We start from the raw sequence: 16728 nt of genomic DNA, 5'->3' as shown, positions 1-16728 counted from the left end.
CGGCCTGTTCTATTCTTAAGCTCAACGCCAATCCGGCTCTGGACACTAACCTTCCACGACTGCCTGCGGCAACGCCATCACGGCCTCGGTCCTGTGGCAGGCGGCAAGGTGCCCCTCGCCCACCTTGCGTAACGCAGGCAGGGCTTCGCGGCAATGCTGGTCGGCGAGCGGACAGCGCGCGACATAGGGGCAGCCGGCCGCGGCCACCGATTGCGAGGCGATCGCCTGCCCCCCGCGCCTCCGCCGGCCGCCGCCGCCGGCGCGCGCCCGCGGCACCGCCTCCAGCAGCGCCCGCGTATAGGGATGGGCGCAATGCTCGAACAGGTCTTCGGGGCGGCCCTGCTCGACGACCCTGCCGAGATACATCACCGCGACCTCGTCGCAGAGATAGTCGACGACGGCGAGGTCGTGGCTGATCAGGACATAGCTGAGGCCGAACTGCTCCTGCAGATCCTGCATCAGGTTCAGCACCTGCGCCTGCACGGAGACGTCGAGCGCCGAGACCGGCTCGTCGGCGACGATCAGCTTCGGCTGGGTGATCAGCGCACGCGCAATGGCGATGCGCTGGCGCTGGCCGCCGGAGAATTCGTGCGGGTATTTGTCCATGTCGGCATCGCGCAAGCCGACTTGGCGCAGCGCCGCGGCGACACGTTCACCGAACGTGGCGCGATCGGCCCCCTCCAGCACCGTCAAGGGTTCCGCGACAATGCGCGCGATGGTCTGCCGCGGATCGAGCGAGCCGTAGGGGTCCTGGAACACCATCTGGAAGTCACGGCGGGCACGGCGTAGCTCATCGGCGGAGATGCGATTGAGATCTCGGCCGAGCAGCGTGACCTGCCCCGACGTCGGCCGCTCCAGCGCCATCACCAGCCGCGCGAAGGTCGACTTGCCCGACCCGGATTCGCCGACGATTCCGAGGCTCTTGCCCGCGGCAACCTGCACGTTCACGCCATTGAGCGCACGCACCTGCCCCGGCGGGCGAAACAGGCTTTCGCGCGGCAGGGCGTAGCGTTGCTCGAGATCCTTCACGTCGAGAAGCGGCGCAGCGGTCATGCGGTCAGCACTCCCTCGCGTTCCGACATCGAGATATCGGTCCTGATGCATCGGACGAAATGCCCGGGTCCAACGTCGATCATCGGCGGAAGTGCGGCGCGGCACCGGTCGATCACCAGCGGACAGCGGTCTGAAAAGGCGCAGCCGGAGGGCAGATCGGCAAGCTCCGGCACGGTGCCCGAGATCGTCTTCAGCCGCGTGCCCTTGCGCGCGCCGAGCTTCGGCCGGGCACGGAACAGACCCTGCGTATAGGGATGACCCATGCGGCGGAATACCTCGTCGGTCGGCCCACTCTCGACGACGGTGCCGCCATACATCACCATCATGCGCTGCACGTTCTCGGCGATGACGCCGAGATCGTGCGAGATCAGGATCATCGACATGCCGCGCTCCTCGACGAGATCGGCGATGAGATCGAGGATCTGGCCTTGGATGGTTACGTCGAGCGCCGTGGTCGGCTCGTCGGCGATCAGCAGATCCGGCTCGCAGGCGAGCGCCATCGCGATGGTGATACGCTGGCGCTGGCCGCCGGAGAACTGGTGGGGATAGGCATCGATGCGCCTGACAGCATCGGGCAGCCCGACGCGGTCGAGCAAGGCGATCGCCTCTTTGCGCGCTTGCGCGGCCGAATGGTTCCGGTGACGCCGCAGCGGCTCGGCGACCTGATGACCGATCGTATGCATCGGATTGAGCGCGGTCATCGGTTCCTGGAAGATCATGCTGATGCGGTTGCCGCGCAGCCTGCAATAGTCCGCGTCCGCAAGCCCGGCGAGCTCGTGGCCATCGAGCTTGATGCTGCCGGAGATCACTGCGCTATCGGGCAGCAGCCCCATCAGGGACAGCGCGGTGACCGACTTGCCGCAGCCGGACTCGCCGACCAGCCCCAGCGTTTCGCCGCGCTTCAGGGTAAAGCTGACACCGCGCACGGCCTGCGCAGGCCCGCGGCTGGTGTTGAGACCGACGCCGAGGCTATCGACCTCGAGCAGCGGCACGGCCTCTCGCTCGCCCATACTCATCGCTCCCGCGCCAGCCGGGGATCGAGCAGGTCGCGCAATCCGTCACCGAGCAGATTGAGGCCGAGCACCGCGATCGCGATCGCAGCGCCCGGATAGACCGCGAGCATCGGCGACTGGAACAGCAGCGTCTGCGCATCGTTGAGCATCCGTCCCCAGGACGGTTGCGGCGGCTGCGTGCCGAGGCCGAGATAGGACAGCGCGGCCTCGGCGAGAATGGCAAGCGCGAACTGGATGGTAACCTGCACGATCAGGATTGACAGGATGTTCGGCAGCACGTGCTCGATGGTGATGCGGAATGCGCCCTTCCCCGCGGCACGCGCGGCCAGCACGAATTCGCGCGCCCAGATCGCGTTGGCCGAGCCGCGCGTCAGCCGGGTCAGCGTCGGGATCTGGAAGATGCCGATCGCGACGATCGAGGTGACCATGCCGGGCCCGAACACCGCGGCCAGCATGATCGCGGAGAGCACGGCGGGAAAGGCGAAAGTGAAGTCGGAGAAGCGCATGATGATCTCTTCGGTCCAGCCGCGCCGGGCCGAGGCGAGCAGGCCCAGCGTGACGCCGAAGCTGAGACCGATGCCGACGGCAATGACACCGACCAGGATCGTGGATCGAGCGCCGGCCAGCAGTAGCGAGACGATGTCGCGGCCGAACGAATCGGTGCCGAGCCAGTGCGCGGCCGAAGGCGGCCGCAGCTTGGAGGCGATGTCGATCTCGTAGGGCGACCACGGCGTCCAAACCAGCGAAAGCAGCGCAGAGGCTAGCACCAGCAGGCTCAGCGAACCGCCGAGCACGAAGCTGCGATGGCGCAGCGCGCGGGCCCAGAAGGTCCTGGCCGGCAATCGGCGCGTCGCCATCGGCGCGTCAATCGGAGTGGTCAGGGGCGCACTCACAGGTCGTGCACCTTGATGCGGGGATCGATGAAGGCATAGAGCACGTCGACGATAAAATTGACGATGACGACCATGGTCGCCAGCAGCATCACGCAATTGCGCACCACGATCAGGTCGCGGTTGGCGATTGACTGGAAGATCAGGCGGCCGAGACCCGGCAGGTAGAACACGTTCTCGATCACGATGGTGCCGGCGAGCAAATTGGCGAATTGCAGCCCCATCACCGTCATGACCGGAATCATGGCGTTACGGAGCACGTGGCTCCACAGCACCTCCCTTTTGCCGAGCCCCTTCGCGCGCGCCGTTCGAACAAAATCCTCGCGCAGCACCTCGAGCACCGCCGAGCGTGTGACGCGCGCAAGGATCGCCGCCTGCACCACCGCGAGCGAGATCGCCGGCAGCAGCAGCGACTTGACGCCGAGCCAGATGCCATCCTCCCAGCCGGAAAATCCCCCCGCCGAGAGCCATTGCAGCCGCACCGCGAACAACAGCACCAGCAGGATCGCGAACCAGAAATTCGGCAGCGCGATGCCGATCTGCGTCAGCGACATCACGCCGACATCGCCGAGCCTGTTGTGGTTGGCGGCGGTATAGATGCCGGCCGTGAGCGCCAGCGTCACGGTGATCGTCATCGCCATGATCGCGAGCGGAACGGTCAGCACCAGCCGCTCCGCGATCAGGCTGGCGACCGGCGTGCCGTAGACATAGGAGTTGCCGAGATCGCCGACGACGAGCCCTTTGATCCATTGCAGATAGCGAACCGCCAACGGCTGATCCAGCCCGAGCTTGACCGTGAGCGCGCGCACCGCATCCGCCGAGGCATCGGCGCCCATCAGCATCTGCGCGGCGTTGCCGGGCAGCGCATCGAGCACGAGGAAGATGATCAGCGAAGCGCCGACCAGCGTCGCCAGCAAGGTCACCACTCGTCGGAGGACAAAGACGCTCATGCGCGCTCAGGCTCGAAGCTCACTTTGGGCACGATCAACACGTCCGGAAGCCGGAAGCAAGCCCGTTGCTGCGTGGGCGGGGCGTCATTCCGGCCAGCGGGACAGGAGATCGCTTGAAGCCTCGAACAGTGCGCTGACGCGCAGCAATTCGGCATCGGCACGGAAGTGCCCGACGAGCTGAAGCCCGATCGGCAGGCCGTCGCGGCCGAAGCCAGAAGGCAGGCTGATTGCGGGATGGCCGGTCATGTTGAACGGCATGGTCCAAGGGAACCAGTGAGGCCGGACGCTGTCGAAATGCGCTCCGTCGATCTCGATAGTTCCGAACAGATCCTGCTCGATCGGCAGCGCGGTGCGGGTGAGCGTCGGCATCGCCAGCAAGTGTCCCTGCGCAAGCAGCGATTGCACGCGGCGGAACAGCGCGGTGCGCGCGAACATCGCCTGCTGATAGTCGACGCCGCTGACCTCGGTCGCGAGCGAGAGTTGCCTGAGGAAGGCCTCGCTCAGTTCGTCGCTGTGCTCGGCCGCGAGTTTCGCAAAGCGCGTACGCCAGACCGTGTGGTTGATGGCGCGCCAGATCGGCTCGATGTCAAAACCGTCGCCGGAGAATTCCTCGAGCTCGGCGCCGAGCCCCGCCAGCCGGTCGAGGCTCGCCTTGAAGCTGGCTGCGACCTCGGCTGACGCCGGACGGCCCGGCGGTGTCAGGCAATAGAGGATCCGTCGCCCGCGCAGATCGCCGCGCGGGGCAGCCGTGCCGATGAAATCCGGCACGGGGACGCCGATCGACCAGGGGTCGCAGGCATCCTCACCTGACATCACCTGCATCATCAGCGCGGTGTCGGCGACGGTGCGGGTCATCGGCGTGACATAGGTCTGGTTGCCGAACACATCCAGCGCCTGGCTGTGCGGGATCACACCGTTGCTCTGCTTCAGACCCACCACGCCATTGCAGGCAGCGGGAATTCGCGTCGAGCCGCCGCCGTCGGTCGCGATCGCGAGCGGCGCGATGCCGCTGGCCACCGCGACCGCCGCGCCGCCGCTGGAGCCGCCGGACGAACGTCCGGCGTCCCAGGCGTTGCGGGTGCGGCCGAACAAAGGCGAATCCGTCAGGCACTTGCTGCCGAATTCCGGCGTCGTGGTCTTGCCGATCAGGATCGCGCCTTGGCTGCTCAACCGCGCCACCGCGACGGCATCCTCGGTCGGCACATTGTCCTTGTAGGGAACCGCGCCGAAGGTGGTCTTGACGCCCTTGGTGTTGACGATGTCCTTGACGGTGACGGGGATGCCGTGGAGCAGGCCGAGCTCCTCGCCGGCCATCACCTTGCGTTCGGCTTCGCGCGCGGCCGCCATCGCCTCGTCACCGCAGATCGTTATGAAGCAGTTCAGCTCGGGCTGGAGCGCCTCGGCGCGGGCGAGCACGGTACTGATGATCTCGACCGGCGAGACCCTCCTGCTGACAATGCGTTCGCGCAGCTCAGTGGCAGATAGGAAGCAGAGGTCGTTGCTCATGAGGACCGGCTCGCGTGAGGATGCGCGGGACCTTGCCAGCGCGGACCTGCCCTGTCCATTTCGGTGGACGCATGGAGGCAGTCCGCCGGGACATCTCAGGAACGACGTAAGCCGACCGTACGGCCTACCAATCCCCCCCGACGTCGTGGCTCCAAGGCGGATCGGCACCGGGACGGGTGCAGGTCAGCACGGCGCAATTGGCGGCAAAGGACAGCGACCGGCGGAGCTCGTCCGCGCCGATGCCCCCCAGTTTCTCTCGGGCAAGGCGTCCCTGCTTGTACAGGGCAAAGAGCAGCGCCGCCTGAAAGCTGTCACCCGCGCCGATCGTATCGGCGACCTCGACCTTTGGCGCGGCGACCTCGATGCGCCCTGTCCCCGCATGCCATGCGACGGCGCCATCGCGGCCGCGGGTGATGACAACGAGGCTCGTCCCCCGCCTGAGCATCGCGTTCGCCCGCTGCTCGTAAGGCTCCTCGCCGAAGAGATAGGCAAAGTCGACGTTGGACATCTTGATGAGATCCGCACGGCCAGCGAACTCGGCCATGCGCGCGAGATAGGCCGGCTTGTCCTTGATTAGATTGGGCCGGCAGTTCGGATCGAAGGAGATCGTCGATGACGCCCGCGCGTCCTCGATCAGCGCCATCGTCTCCGCCGCGCCGCGATCGTTGACGAGCGTGGTCGATCCGACATGAACGGCTTCCACATGCGCGAACGGAACAGTCCCACGCCGGTAGGTCCAGTTCCGCGTCGCGGTTTCGGAGTCGTAAAAGGCGTAATGCGACTCGCCCTCGACGATGCGGACGAAAGCGAGCGTGGTCTGGTGATCACTGCGGGTGGCGAGGTTGAGGTCGACGTCGGAGGCCGCCGCATGATCTGCGATCATCCGCCCGAACATATCGGTCGAGATGCCGCCGACGAAGCCGGTGGGCGCACCCAGCCGAGCCAGGCCGATGGCGACGTTGAGACAGGAGCCGCCAACCGCCGGCATCACCGCCTCGCGTCCTTGCGCATTTCGCGTCGGCACGAAATCAACCAGCGCATCGCCGCAGGATATCAGCATTCGCTTCGGCCTTCGGCAATCATTCCAGCGCAGAGTTGCTTCATCAGTCTGAGGCAAGCCTATCAGCAAGGGTGGCCACCATCCAGGGGCACCATGGGCCCCATCCGCGCCGGCTCAGTGCGCGACCTGCCGATAGATCGCCGGCAGCGCCGCGGGCAACCGCCTGATGTTACCGACGATGGCATAGCCGCCGCGCCCGAACAGGGTCGGGAAATAGGATTGCGCGGTTGCGTCCACCGTGACGCCGAAGGCGGCGATGCCGAGCCGGCGAGCCTCTTGAACCGATTTGCGGGTGTCTTCGAGCGCGAAGCGGCCCTCGTAATGATCGACGTCGTTCGGCTTGCCGTCGGTGAGAACGAGCAGCAGCTTCTTGCGCTGCGGCTGGCGGGCGAGCTCGGCCGCGGCGTGGCGCACCGCCGCGCCGATCCGCGTGTAATAGCCCGGCTTCAGCGCGCCGATGCGACGCTCGACTGTCGGGCTCATCGGCTCGCCGAAGGCCTTGACCGTCTCGAGCCGCACCCAGGACCGCCGGCGCGAGGTGAAGGTGAGGATGCTGTGGTGGTCGCCGCAAGCAGAAATCCCGTGGGCGAGCGCCAGCAGCGCCTCTTTCTCGACGTCGAGCACGCGGTAGCCGTCGACCCAGGCGTCCGTGGACAGCGAGACGTCGACGAGCAGCGTAACCGCAAGATCGTGCCCTTGCGGGCGCATCGCGACATGGATGCGATCGAGACCGCTGCTGCTGCCGGCGCGGAGATCGCACTGCGCACGCACCAGCGCGTCGAGATCGAGATCATGTCCGTCGACCTGGGCGCGCATCAATTCGTGGCGCGGCCGCAGCACCTCGAACCGGCGGCGCACTTGGCGGATGTGCCGGCGCATGGCGTCGTCGGGCCTCCAGCTCTCACCTTGCTCGGAGGCCGCACCCGCCAGCACGCGGCAATGATCGGGCAGATAAGATCGGCTGCGGTAATCCCATTCGGGGTAGGTGAGGTCCGCATTCAGCCGCGATTCATCGAGGGCCTCGGGCGGCAGGTCGAGATCGAACTTGAACCGGCTCGCCGGCTTGCCGGTGCGCCGGCTGAGCGTGATCTCCTCGAGATCGTCGGCCGCCTTCTGCGCGTCCTCGTCCTCACTGTCGTCCGAGGGACGGTCGACGTTGACCATCTCGGCCATGGCGAGGATCTTCTCGAAGCGGTTGAGCACGAAAGGATCGCGGCGATTCGCATCGTCCTCGCGCTCGCGCACCGCAAAGCGCTTGCGATCGTCCTGGGCCTCTGGCTCGGCACCCGGGGCACATTCGTCTTCGCCGGCATGCGCGGGCGAGAGCTCGCGCGTCCAGCAATCCCCCCATAGCGGGCACGGCAGGATCGAATGATAGCCCGGCGGCGCTTTGTCCGGCAGCGGACCCGTCCCCATCATCGCCGGCCACAATGTGCCCGCGGGCGACTTTCCAGCGCCAAGCAGGGCCAGCACGATCTGCTCGACCTCCTGCTCGATGCGCGGCAGGGGGCGGCGAGGCCGGGCCACGGCCGTTGCCGCGGCGAGCTGGGCGTAATCGGCGACGAGGCCGGGAAATTGCGTGAGCACGAACACCGCCGTCTCGCTCGCCCGGCGCAGGACCAGAAGATCCCGCCGCAGCGGATCGGCTTCCGTGATCGTCTCGATCGGCGCGGCTGCGAACCAGGCCGCAAGCCAGCGATAGAGCGCCGCATTCAACGCGCGGTCGGGAAAGATCGAGATGCGATCGGGGAGGAAGATGGCCGCAGCGTCACGGCCGGGCTGCTCCAATCGTTCGTCGCCGAGGCCGATGCGCTGGCGCCAGCCGAGACGGTGCCCCGATTTTCGCGCGCCTGCGCTTGCAATCTGCACCCCACTCTCACCGCCGAGTGCGCGGAACATCACCGCGAGCCGGCCCTTCACCTCGGTCAGTGCAATGGCGTGATCATCGTGAACCGGATAGCTCGCGGTGCCGCCGACCATCCGGTGCCAGGCGCGACCGACCGTCTCTTCCAGTTCGAGAAAGTCGAGCATGGCCGTGGCCTCACCCGATGACGGCGCGCGCGACGTCCAGCAGCGCCGCCTTCACGTCGGAATCGTCGGTAAGCGGCTCGATCATGCCCGCCAGCACGGCGTCGGCGATCGGCGTGCCCGCGGCGATCAAGGTCGCGCAATAGACCACGAGCCGGGTCGAGACGCCCTCCTCCAGATCGTGGCCCCTGAGCGCACGGAGCCGGCCAGCCAGCCCCACCAGCGGCCGCACACGCTCCGGTGACAGCCCGCTTTCGGCGGACACGACGGCGATCTCCTGCTCGGGCGGCAGGAAGCCGAATTCGATGGCGATGAAGCGCTGGCGCGTCGATGGCTTCAGCGCCTTCAGCAGCGTCTGGTAGCCGGGATTGTAGGAGACGACGAGCATGAAGCTGTTCGGCGCCACCAGTTCCTCGCCGGTCCGCTCCAGCGGCAGGATGCGGCGGTCGTCGGTGAGAGGATGCAGCACGACGGTGACGTCCTTGCGGGCCTCCACGACCTCGTCGAGATAGCAGATGCCGCCCTCGCGCACGGCGCGCGTCAGCGGACCATCGGTCCACACGGTGTCGCCGCCCCTGAGCAGATAGCGGCCGGTGAGATCGGCGGCAGTAAGATCGTCATGACAGGCAACGGTGTGGAGCGGCAGGCCCAGCCGCGCCGCCATATGCGCAACGAAGCGCGTCTTGCCGCAGCCGGTCGGCCCCTTGAGCAGAACCGGCAGACGACGTCGCCAGGCATGTTCGAAAAGCTCGCATTCGTTTCCGGACGGAACATAGGCCGGCAACGTGGGCGCCGAGGTCACCGTGTGAAAGGCAGCTTTCATGAGGTCTCTCCGGATTTTCCAGGAAGCAGGCGGCCGCGGCAAACGCGGCCGCCCTTTCTCGTTTACTCGGCCGGCTGCAGCGCGGCGGGAATGGTCGCCTGCTTCTCGCGGCCCGGCACCAGCACGGCCCAGACGAACATCAGCGCAGAAATCGCGACGAACACACCGGAGCCGAGTCGGACCCAGTAGAACATCGCGAGCTGGTCCTGCACGTCCATGTACCCCTGACCGAGCACGCGCTGGAGATGGACTTGGACCACGCCGGCAAAGGTCAGCGCGAAGGTCATGGTCATCATCGCCGTGCACATGATCCAGAAGCTCGTCATGGAGAGCCACTGGTTGTAGGGCGCGCGTCCCTTGAGTTGCGGGATCGCATAGGCCATCACCGACAGATTCAGCATCACGTAGGCGCCGAAGAAGGCGAGATGGCCGTGCGCCGCGGTGACCTGCGTGCCGTGGGTGTAGTAGTTCACCGAGGACAGCGTGTGCAGGAAGCCCCAGACGCCGGCACCGAGGAACGCCATCACCGAGCAGCCGACCGACCACAGCAACGCGGCGCGGTTCGGATGCTTGCGGCCGGCCTTCCAGGTCATCTGCACCGTGAAGAGCACCATGGTGAAGAACGGCGCAACCTCGAGCGTGGAGAACAGCGAGCCGATCCACTGCCAGTAGCCGGGCGCGCCGATCCAGTAGAAATGGTGGCCGGTGCCGAGAATGCCCGAGAACAGGGCAAGGCCGATGATGACGTAGAGCCACTTCTCCACGACCTCACGATCGATGCCGTTGAGCTTGATCATGAGATAGGCGAGCACGGAGGCCATGATTAGCTCCCAGACGCCCTCGACCCAGAGATGGACGACGTACCACCAATACATCTTGTCGACGGCAAGGTTCGCCGGGTTGTAGAAGGCGAACAGGAAGAAGATCGCAACGCCCCACAGGCCGAACAACAGGATGTTGGTGACCGTGGTCTTGCGGCCCTTCAGCGCCGTCATCGTGACGTTGAACAGGAACATCAGGCAGACGACGACGATGCCGACCTTGATAATGAAGGGCTGTTCGAGGAACTCGCGGCCCTCGTGATAGTGGAAGAGATAGCCGACCACGGCGACGCCGGCTGTGCCGAAGAACATCCAGAACTGGATCTTCGCCAATAGCGGGCTGTACAGCTCGGTCTCGGTCTCTTCCGGCAGCAGGTAATAGGTCGCCCCCATGAAGCCGATCAGCGACCACACGATCAGTGCGTTGGTGTGGATCATCCTGACGATGTTGAACGGCAGGAGGGTCGACAGTGTGTTGGGCAGGACGTAGATGGTTCCGGCGAGGAGGCCGAACAGGACCTGGGCCAGGAATAAGGTCAGCGCGCCGTAGAAATACAGCATCGCGACTTTCTGGGTTTGATATTTCATCTCGGGTTCTCTGTCTTGAAAGAGGAATTCGGCGGGCTCAGCCGGCCTTGTTCGGCGGCCAGCTCTGACGCTTGATCGTGCTGGTCCATTGCAGGAAATCGGCGAGATCGTTGAGTTCCTGATCGGTCAGGTTGAACTGCGGCATCTGCCGCCGGCCCTCTGCGCCCGAGGGCTGCGATTGCATCCAGGCCTTCAGCGTCTCGCGTGCAGCGGCCGGATCCTCCTTGCCGCCCCAGCGATCCCAGACGTTGCCGACCTCAGGCGCGAAATAGGCGCCCTCGCCCAGCAGCGTGTGGCAGTTGATGCAGGAGTTCTTCTCCCAGACGTGCTTGCCGCGGGCGACCGCGGACGTCAGCGTCGTGGCGTCCGTGGACGTCGTGGCCATGTAGTAATGGCTGTGCGCCGTCAGCCCTATGAAAATGGCGAAGAAGAAGGCCGAGCCGCCGTAGAAGACGTTCCGAGCGGCCGACTTGGTCAGGCGTTCAGCCATTGCCAATCCTTTCCGTGTGATTCCCGCGAAATAGCGATGCTGTGATTTATTGCCGAATGGCGCGGATCACTCTTTGTCGAGGCGCAAGGAACGCGTCAGATCAGGGCAACGACGGCCGATGCGAGCCAGGCGAACAACACCACGATGACAACCCAGGCGCTGACGATGCCGCGCCAAAGTACCGGCGCCGAGCGGAGATCGAGGAAATCGAGCACGATGCGGCGGCCCTTGACGGCGGCGAACGTCAGCAGCAAGGCATTGGCGAGCAAGGGACGCGACACCAGCGGCGGGACCAGAATGGTCGCGAGCGCGAGGCCGACCAACATGATCCAGGCGATGTCGAGACGATCCGGAATCACGGGTGCACCAGATAAATGATCGGAAACATGACGATCCAGAGCAGGTCGACCATGTGCCAGAACGCGGTTCCGGTCTCGACGCCGGCCGCCCGGGCACCCCGCGAAACTACGGCCAGGATCACGATGCCGAGGCCGACATGCAGGAGATGGAAGCCGGTGAGGAGGAAGTACAGCGTGAAGAATGGGCTGGTCTCCAGGCCGTTGCCCGACGCGATCTCGCCGGCATATTCGAACAGCTTGACCGCGATGAAGACACCGCCAAGGGCCATGGCGCCGAACAGCCAGCCGCGTGCACGCCCCCTTTCGCCCGCCCGCGCAGATGCCGTCGCGCGTGCGGCGGCCCAGCCGCTGGTCACGAGGACGATGGTGTTGATTCCGGCCAGATGCGCATCAAGCGTGGCCTGACCGGCGGCGAAGACCGCCGGGTGAAGTGCGCGCGCGACGACGAAAGCACCGAGGAACAATCCGAACGCGGCGAGTTCGCTGAAGATTAGCACCCAGATCATGGGATCGCCGGGAAGATCTTCCAGGATTCCCCAGCCGCTGTCCCGTCGTTCGCAATCCGTCGCCGACATCTGTCTTCCGCATCAAGTTCGCCGAACAGATATCCCACTTGTCCGGGCCCAACTTTGTCGCCGGACAAATAGTGCAACCAGTCAGAAGCGCGTTTGTGCTGCCGCAACGTTCCGCCCGGCCCGCCGTCATAGGGTGGATGTATCCGGCGGTTCCGCAAAACGGCGAGCGATTCGATGAGCGATGCACAAATCGGGCTGATGACCGCGACACCGATCATCATCGTCTTCGCCATCGTGCTTCGGCGAATGGGGGTGCTGTCGACCGTGGCAACGGTGTCAGCCGTGAGCCTCTCCGTCGCGATCGCGACGGTGCTGTTCACGACGCAATAAATTTGGGGAATGACGTCTCGCGCCCCGGGCGCAACGCAGCCGTAGGGTGGGCAAAGCATCCGCCATAAGCGGACGCGTGCCCACGTCTCGGTCCTCGATCGCGGACGCATGGTGGGCACGGCGCGTTGCGCCTTTGCCCACCCTCCGAGACCTTCAATGCGGCTAACGCCGCTGGTTGTACACGTCGATGCACACCGCCCCGAGCAGCACCAGACCCTTGATGACCTGCTGGTAGTCGATGCCGATGCCGAGGATGGACATGCCGTTGTTCATCACACCCATGATCATGGCCCCGACCACGGCGCCACCGACGCGCCCGACCCCGCCATAGGCCGAGGCACCGCCGATGAAGCAGGCGGCGATGACGTCGAGCTCGAAGCCGAGGCCGGCCTTCGGAGTCGCCGTGTTGAGGCGCGCCGCGAAGACGAGGCCGGCAAGCGCGGCGAGCACGCCCATGTTGACGAAGGTGAGGAAGGTCAGCCGCTCGGTCTTGATGCCCGACAGCTTTGCCGCCTTTGCATTGCCGCCGACAGCATAGACCTGCCGGCCAATCACGGTACGCCGGGTGACGAAGCCATAGAGTGCGATCAACGCGGTCATGATCACAAGCACGTTCGGCAGGCCGCGATGCGAGGCGATCAGATAGGTGAAATAGAGTACCGCACAGGCGAGCAGAACGCTCTTCCCCAGGAAGAACGCATACGGCTCGACCTCGATGCCGTGCAACTGCTCGCGCGAGCGGCCCTTGGCGCCGGCGTAGACCAGGCCGAGCGCCAGCACTGCACCGATCAGCATGGAGGTCGGATGCAGCGTGCCGGCCTCGGGCAGCAGTTCCGGAATGAAGCCGGACGACAGCTTCTGGAAGGTCGCCGGAAATGGCCCGAGTGATTGACCCTGCAGCACCGCCAGCGCGAGGCCCTTGAACACCAACATGCCCGCGAGCGTCACAATGAAGGACGGAATGCCGAAAAAAGCCACCCAATAACCCTGCGCCGCACCGATCGCCGCTCCCAGCACCAGGCAGGCAATGAAAGCGAGCGTGTAGTCGACCTTGTACGTCACCATCAGCACGGCGGCCACTGCGCCGACGAAGCCGGCGACCGAGCCGACCGACAGGTCGATATGGCCGGTGACGATCACCAGCAGCATGCCGAGCGCCATGATGACGATGTAGCTGTTCTGGAGCACCAGGTTCGTCAGGTTCAGTGGCTGCAGCAGCGTGCCGCCGGTCATGACCTGGAAGAACAGCATGATCGCGACCAGCGACATCAGCATGCCGTAGTTGCGCAAATTGTTCTTGATGAAGCTGCCGTGCCGGCGGTCCTCGGGCAGCGATACCGTCTTGTCGGTCATGGCTGCATTCCTCCCATTTCCGCCGCCGCGGACGCGGCGTTCCCGATGTTTCGTTCGTTGCGCATGATGGCACGCATGATCTTTTCCTGCGTCGCGTCGGCGCCGTTGAACTCGCCGACGAAGGCGCCGTCGTTCATGACGCAGATGCGATCGCAGATGCCGAGCAGTTCGGGCATCTCCGAGGAGATGACCACGACGCCGCGGCCGGCCTCCGCCAGCTCGTTGATGATACAGTAAATCTCGTATTTGGCACCGACGTCGATGCCCCGCGTCGGCTCGTCCAGGATCAGGACCTTGGGGTCGGTCATCAGCCATTTCGACAGCACCACCTTCTGCTGGTTGCCGCCGGAGAGCTGGCCGGTCTCCTGGTAGACGTCGGAGCAGCGGATGCGCATGCGCGTGCGATAGTCGCTTGCGATCTTCAGTTCCGCGATGTCGTCGATCACGCGTTTCGGTGCGACCTGATCGAGGCTGGCCAGCGTGATGTTCTTGCGGACGTCGTCGGCCAGGATCAGGCCGAGCTGCTTGCGATCCTCAGTGACGTAGGCAAGGCCCGCGTCGATCGCCGCCGCGACGCTCGGCAGCACCATGTCTCTGCCCTCGAGCCGGATACTGCCGCTGATATTGGTGCCCCAGGAGCGGCCGAACAGGCTCATGGCGAATTCGGTGCGGCCGGCGCCCATCAGCCCGGCAATGCCGACGACCTCGCCGCGCCTGACGCCGAAATTGACGTTCTTGATCACCTGCCGCTCGGGATGGATGGGGTGATAGACCGACCAGTTCGCGACCTCGAGCACGGGCTCGCCGATCTTCACGCTGCGCTCCGGGAAACGGTGGGCCATATCGCGATTGACCATGCTGCGGATGATGCGATCCTCCTGGATCGGCTCGGCGCGGCAATCGATGCTGTCGACGGTGCGGCCGTCGCGCAGCACGGTGATGTGGTCGGCGACCTTGGCGACCTCGTTGAGCTTGTGCGAGATCAGGATCGAGCCGATGCCCTGCTCGCGGAACGCCATCAGGCGTTCGAGCAGCGCGGCGCTGTCGGCCTCGTTGAGGCTCGCGGTCGGCTCGTCCAGGATCAGCATCCGCACCCTCTTCGAGAGCGCCTTGGCGATTTCGACCAGTTGCTGCTTGCCGACGCCGAGATCGGTGATCAGCGTATCCGGGGATTCCTTCAGACCGACCTGCGCCAGCAGCTCACGCGTGCGCCGGTAGACCTCGTCGCGGTCGATCACACCGAACTTTGAGGGCGGATGCGACAGGAAAATGTTTTCCGCGATCGACATCAGCGGTATCAGCGCCAGCTCCTGATGGATGATGATGATGCCGAGCGCCTCGGAATCGTTGATGTCGCGGAAGCGCCGCTCCTCGCCGTCGAAGACGATGGTGCCTTCGTAGCTGCCATAAGGATAGACTCCGCTGAGCACCTTCATCAGCGTCGACTTGCCGGCGCCGTTCTCTCCGACGAGCGCGTGGATCTGCCCGGCGTGAACCGAGAAATTGACGTCGCGCAGCGCCTGGACGCCGGCAAAGCTCTTGCTGACGTTGCGCATTTCCAGCATGGAGGTCATCGGATCACGTCCTCAGAGTATAGCGGCATCGTCATTGCGAGCGCAGCGAAGCAATCCAGACCGTTTCCGCAGCGGCAGACTGGATTGCTTCGCTGCGCTCGCAATGACGAAGTGCATAACCGATACTGCCCGTGTTGAAAGAGCCCCTCACCCCAACCCTCTCCCCGCAAGAACGGGGAGAGGGAGAGGAAAGAGAGCCTACTGGAACTGCGACTTCTTGTAGTAGCCGCTCTCGACTAGAACCTTCTCCCAATTGTCCTTGTAGACCACGACCGGCTTGAGCAAATAGGACGGCACGGTCTTGACGCCGTTCTCGTAGGTCTTGGTGTCGTTGACCGTAACCTGCTTGCCAGCAAGCGCGGCGTCGACCATGTCGGCGGTCACCTTGGCGAGGTCCCGGGTGTCCTTGAAGATGGTCGAATACTGATCGCCGCGCAGCATCGCCTTGATCGAGGGCACCTCGGCGTCCTGACCCGAAATGATCGGCATCTTCTGATCGGCGCTGCCATAGCCGACGCCCTTCAGCGAGGAGATGATGCCGATCGAGATGCCGTCATAGGGCGAAAGCACGGCGTTGAGCTTCTTGTTGCCGTAGTAGGCGCTGAGCAGATTGTCCATGCGGGCTTGGGCGGTGGCGCCGTCCCAGCGGAGCGTCGCAACCTTGTCCATGCCCATCTGGCCCGAGGCGACCACCAGCTTGCCGCTGTCGATATAGGGTTTCAGCACGCTCATGGCGCCGTTGTAGAAGAAGTAGGCGTTGTTGTCGTCGGGCGAGCCGCCGAACAGCTCGATGTTGAACGGACCCTTGCCGTCCTTGAGACCGAGGCCCTGCTCGATCGACTGCGCCTGCAAGACGCCGACCTGGAAATTGTCGAAGGTCGCGTAATAGTCGACGTCGGGCGTGCCGCGGATCAGGCGGTCGTAGGCGATCACGGTGATGCCCTTTGCCTTGGCCTGCTTGAGCACGTCGGACAGCGTGGTGCCGTCGATCGCGGCGATCACCAGAGCCTTCGCGCCCTTGGTCACCATGTTCTCGACCTGCGAGAGCTGGTTCGGGATATCGTCCTCGGCATATTGCAGGTCGGTGTTGTAGCCGCGCTCCTTCAGCACCTTGACCATGTTGTTGCCGTCGTCGATCCAGCGCGCCGAGGACTTGGTCGGCATCGCGATGCCGACGGTAGCCTTGTCCTGGGCGGAGGCGGTGAGGCCTGTGGCCATCGTCGCGGCGCCGGCCAGGGCCAGCGCGAGGAATGTCGTCTTCAGTTTCAGCATGTTTCACTCCCTTGGGTGCCAGATTGTTTCTTGATGTCGTCGA

Annotated in this window: 16 protein-coding genes; 1 reads left to right on the top strand and 15 read right to left on the bottom strand. The window is 65.0% G+C overall.

The features are described 5' to 3' along the window. Positions 1–45: 45 nt before the first annotated feature. The 12 genes from C7G42_RS17750 to C7G42_RS17695 form a co-directional block, all read right to left on the bottom strand. Positions 46–1053 (bottom strand): ABC transporter ATP-binding protein, encoded by a 1008-nt coding sequence (locus tag C7G42_RS17750; protein WP_106950229.1) that lies wholly within the window; start codon positions 1051–1053, stop codon positions 46–48. Next, positions 1050–2063 (bottom strand): ABC transporter ATP-binding protein, encoded by a 1014-nt coding sequence (locus C7G42_RS17745; protein ID WP_199580964.1) that lies wholly within the window; start codon positions 2061–2063, stop codon positions 1050–1052. The genes C7G42_RS17750 and C7G42_RS17745 overlap by 4 nt, the downstream gene beginning before the upstream one ends. Positions 2064–2065: 2 nt before the next feature. Beyond that, the gene (locus C7G42_RS17740; protein WP_106950227.1) at positions 2066–2959 is read right to left on the bottom strand and encodes an ABC transporter permease; all 894 of its coding nucleotides are present in this window, start codon (positions 2957–2959) and stop codon (positions 2066–2068) included. Then, positions 2956–3906: an ABC transporter permease gene (locus C7G42_RS17735; protein ID WP_106950226.1), complete on the bottom strand. Its 951-nt coding sequence runs from the start codon at positions 3904–3906 to the stop codon at positions 2956–2958. Before C7G42_RS17735 ends, C7G42_RS17740 begins: the two co-directional genes overlap by 4 nt. 84 nt (positions 3907–3990) lie before the next feature. After that, entirely contained in the window at positions 3991–5412 is a 1422-nt protein-coding gene (locus C7G42_RS17730; RefSeq protein ID WP_106950225.1) for an amidase, read from the bottom strand. A 124-nt stretch (positions 5413–5536) separates the two neighbouring features. After that, complete coding sequence (locus C7G42_RS17725; protein WP_106950224.1) at positions 5537–6472, bottom strand: carbohydrate kinase family protein; 936 nt, start codon at positions 6470–6472, stop codon at positions 5537–5539. Positions 6473–6586: 114 nt separating this feature from the next. After that, positions 6587–8503: a nitric oxide reductase activation protein NorD gene (locus C7G42_RS17720; protein WP_106950223.1), complete on the bottom strand. Its 1917-nt coding sequence runs from the start codon at positions 8501–8503 to the stop codon at positions 6587–6589. A gap of 10 nt (positions 8504–8513) precedes the next feature. Beyond that, positions 8514–9323, bottom strand: coding sequence for a CbbQ/NirQ/NorQ/GpvN family protein (locus C7G42_RS17715; RefSeq protein WP_106950222.1), 810 nt, complete (start codon positions 9321–9323; stop codon positions 8514–8516). A 62-nt stretch (positions 9324–9385) separates the two neighbouring features. Next, positions 9386–10732, bottom strand: a complete 1347-nt coding sequence (locus C7G42_RS17710) for a cbb3-type cytochrome c oxidase subunit I (RefSeq protein ID WP_106950221.1) — start codon at positions 10730–10732, stop codon at positions 9386–9388. A gap of 37 nt (positions 10733–10769) precedes the next feature. Beyond that, positions 10770–11222, bottom strand: a complete 453-nt coding sequence (locus C7G42_RS17705) for a c-type cytochrome (protein ID WP_094975005.1) — start codon at positions 11220–11222, stop codon at positions 10770–10772. Positions 11223–11317: 95 nt separating this feature from the next. Beyond that, positions 11318–11578, bottom strand: a complete 261-nt coding sequence (locus tag C7G42_RS17700) for a cytochrome C oxidase subunit IV family protein (protein ID WP_199580992.1) — start codon at positions 11576–11578, stop codon at positions 11318–11320. After that, positions 11578–12156, bottom strand: a complete 579-nt coding sequence (locus C7G42_RS17695) for a cytochrome c oxidase subunit 3 family protein (RefSeq protein WP_106950219.1) — start codon at positions 12154–12156, stop codon at positions 11578–11580. Before C7G42_RS17695 ends, C7G42_RS17700 begins: the two co-directional genes overlap by 1 nt. A gap of 174 nt (positions 12157–12330) precedes the next feature. Here C7G42_RS17695 and C7G42_RS35325 point away from each other — a divergent pair, with 174 nt between their 5' ends. Further along, the gene (locus C7G42_RS35325; RefSeq protein WP_199580963.1) at positions 12331–12486 is read left to right on the top strand and encodes a hypothetical protein; all 156 of its coding nucleotides are present in this window, start codon (positions 12331–12333) and stop codon (positions 12484–12486) included. 162 nt (positions 12487–12648) lie between these two features. Here the strand turns inward: C7G42_RS35325 and mmsB are convergent, their stop codons facing one another. The 3 genes from mmsB to chvE all read right to left on the bottom strand — a co-directional run bounded on the left by mmsB (position 12649) and on the right by chvE (position 16685). Further along, on the bottom strand, positions 12649–13839 hold the full coding sequence (gene mmsB, locus C7G42_RS17690; RefSeq protein WP_106950218.1) for a multiple monosaccharide ABC transporter permease: 1191 nt from the start codon (positions 13837–13839) through the stop codon (positions 12649–12651). Then, positions 13836–15413: a multiple monosaccharide ABC transporter ATP-binding protein gene (gene mmsA, locus C7G42_RS17685; RefSeq protein ID WP_106950217.1), complete on the bottom strand. Its 1578-nt coding sequence runs from the start codon at positions 15411–15413 to the stop codon at positions 13836–13838. The genes mmsB and mmsA overlap by 4 nt, the downstream gene beginning before the upstream one ends. Before the next feature lie 198 nt (positions 15414–15611). Further along, positions 15612–16685 (bottom strand): multiple monosaccharide ABC transporter substrate-binding protein, encoded by a 1074-nt coding sequence (chvE, locus tag C7G42_RS17680; RefSeq protein ID WP_106950216.1) that lies wholly within the window; start codon positions 16683–16685, stop codon positions 15612–15614. Between the last annotated feature and the right edge of the window lie 43 nt (positions 16686–16728).

Source organism: Bradyrhizobium sp. MOS003 (assembly GCF_003020125.1).
Taxonomy (GTDB): domain Bacteria; phylum Pseudomonadota; class Alphaproteobacteria; order Rhizobiales; family Xanthobacteraceae; genus Bradyrhizobium.
The sequence above is the reverse complement of the archived record's forward strand: the minus strand, read 5'-3'. Positions and strand labels throughout refer to the sequence as shown.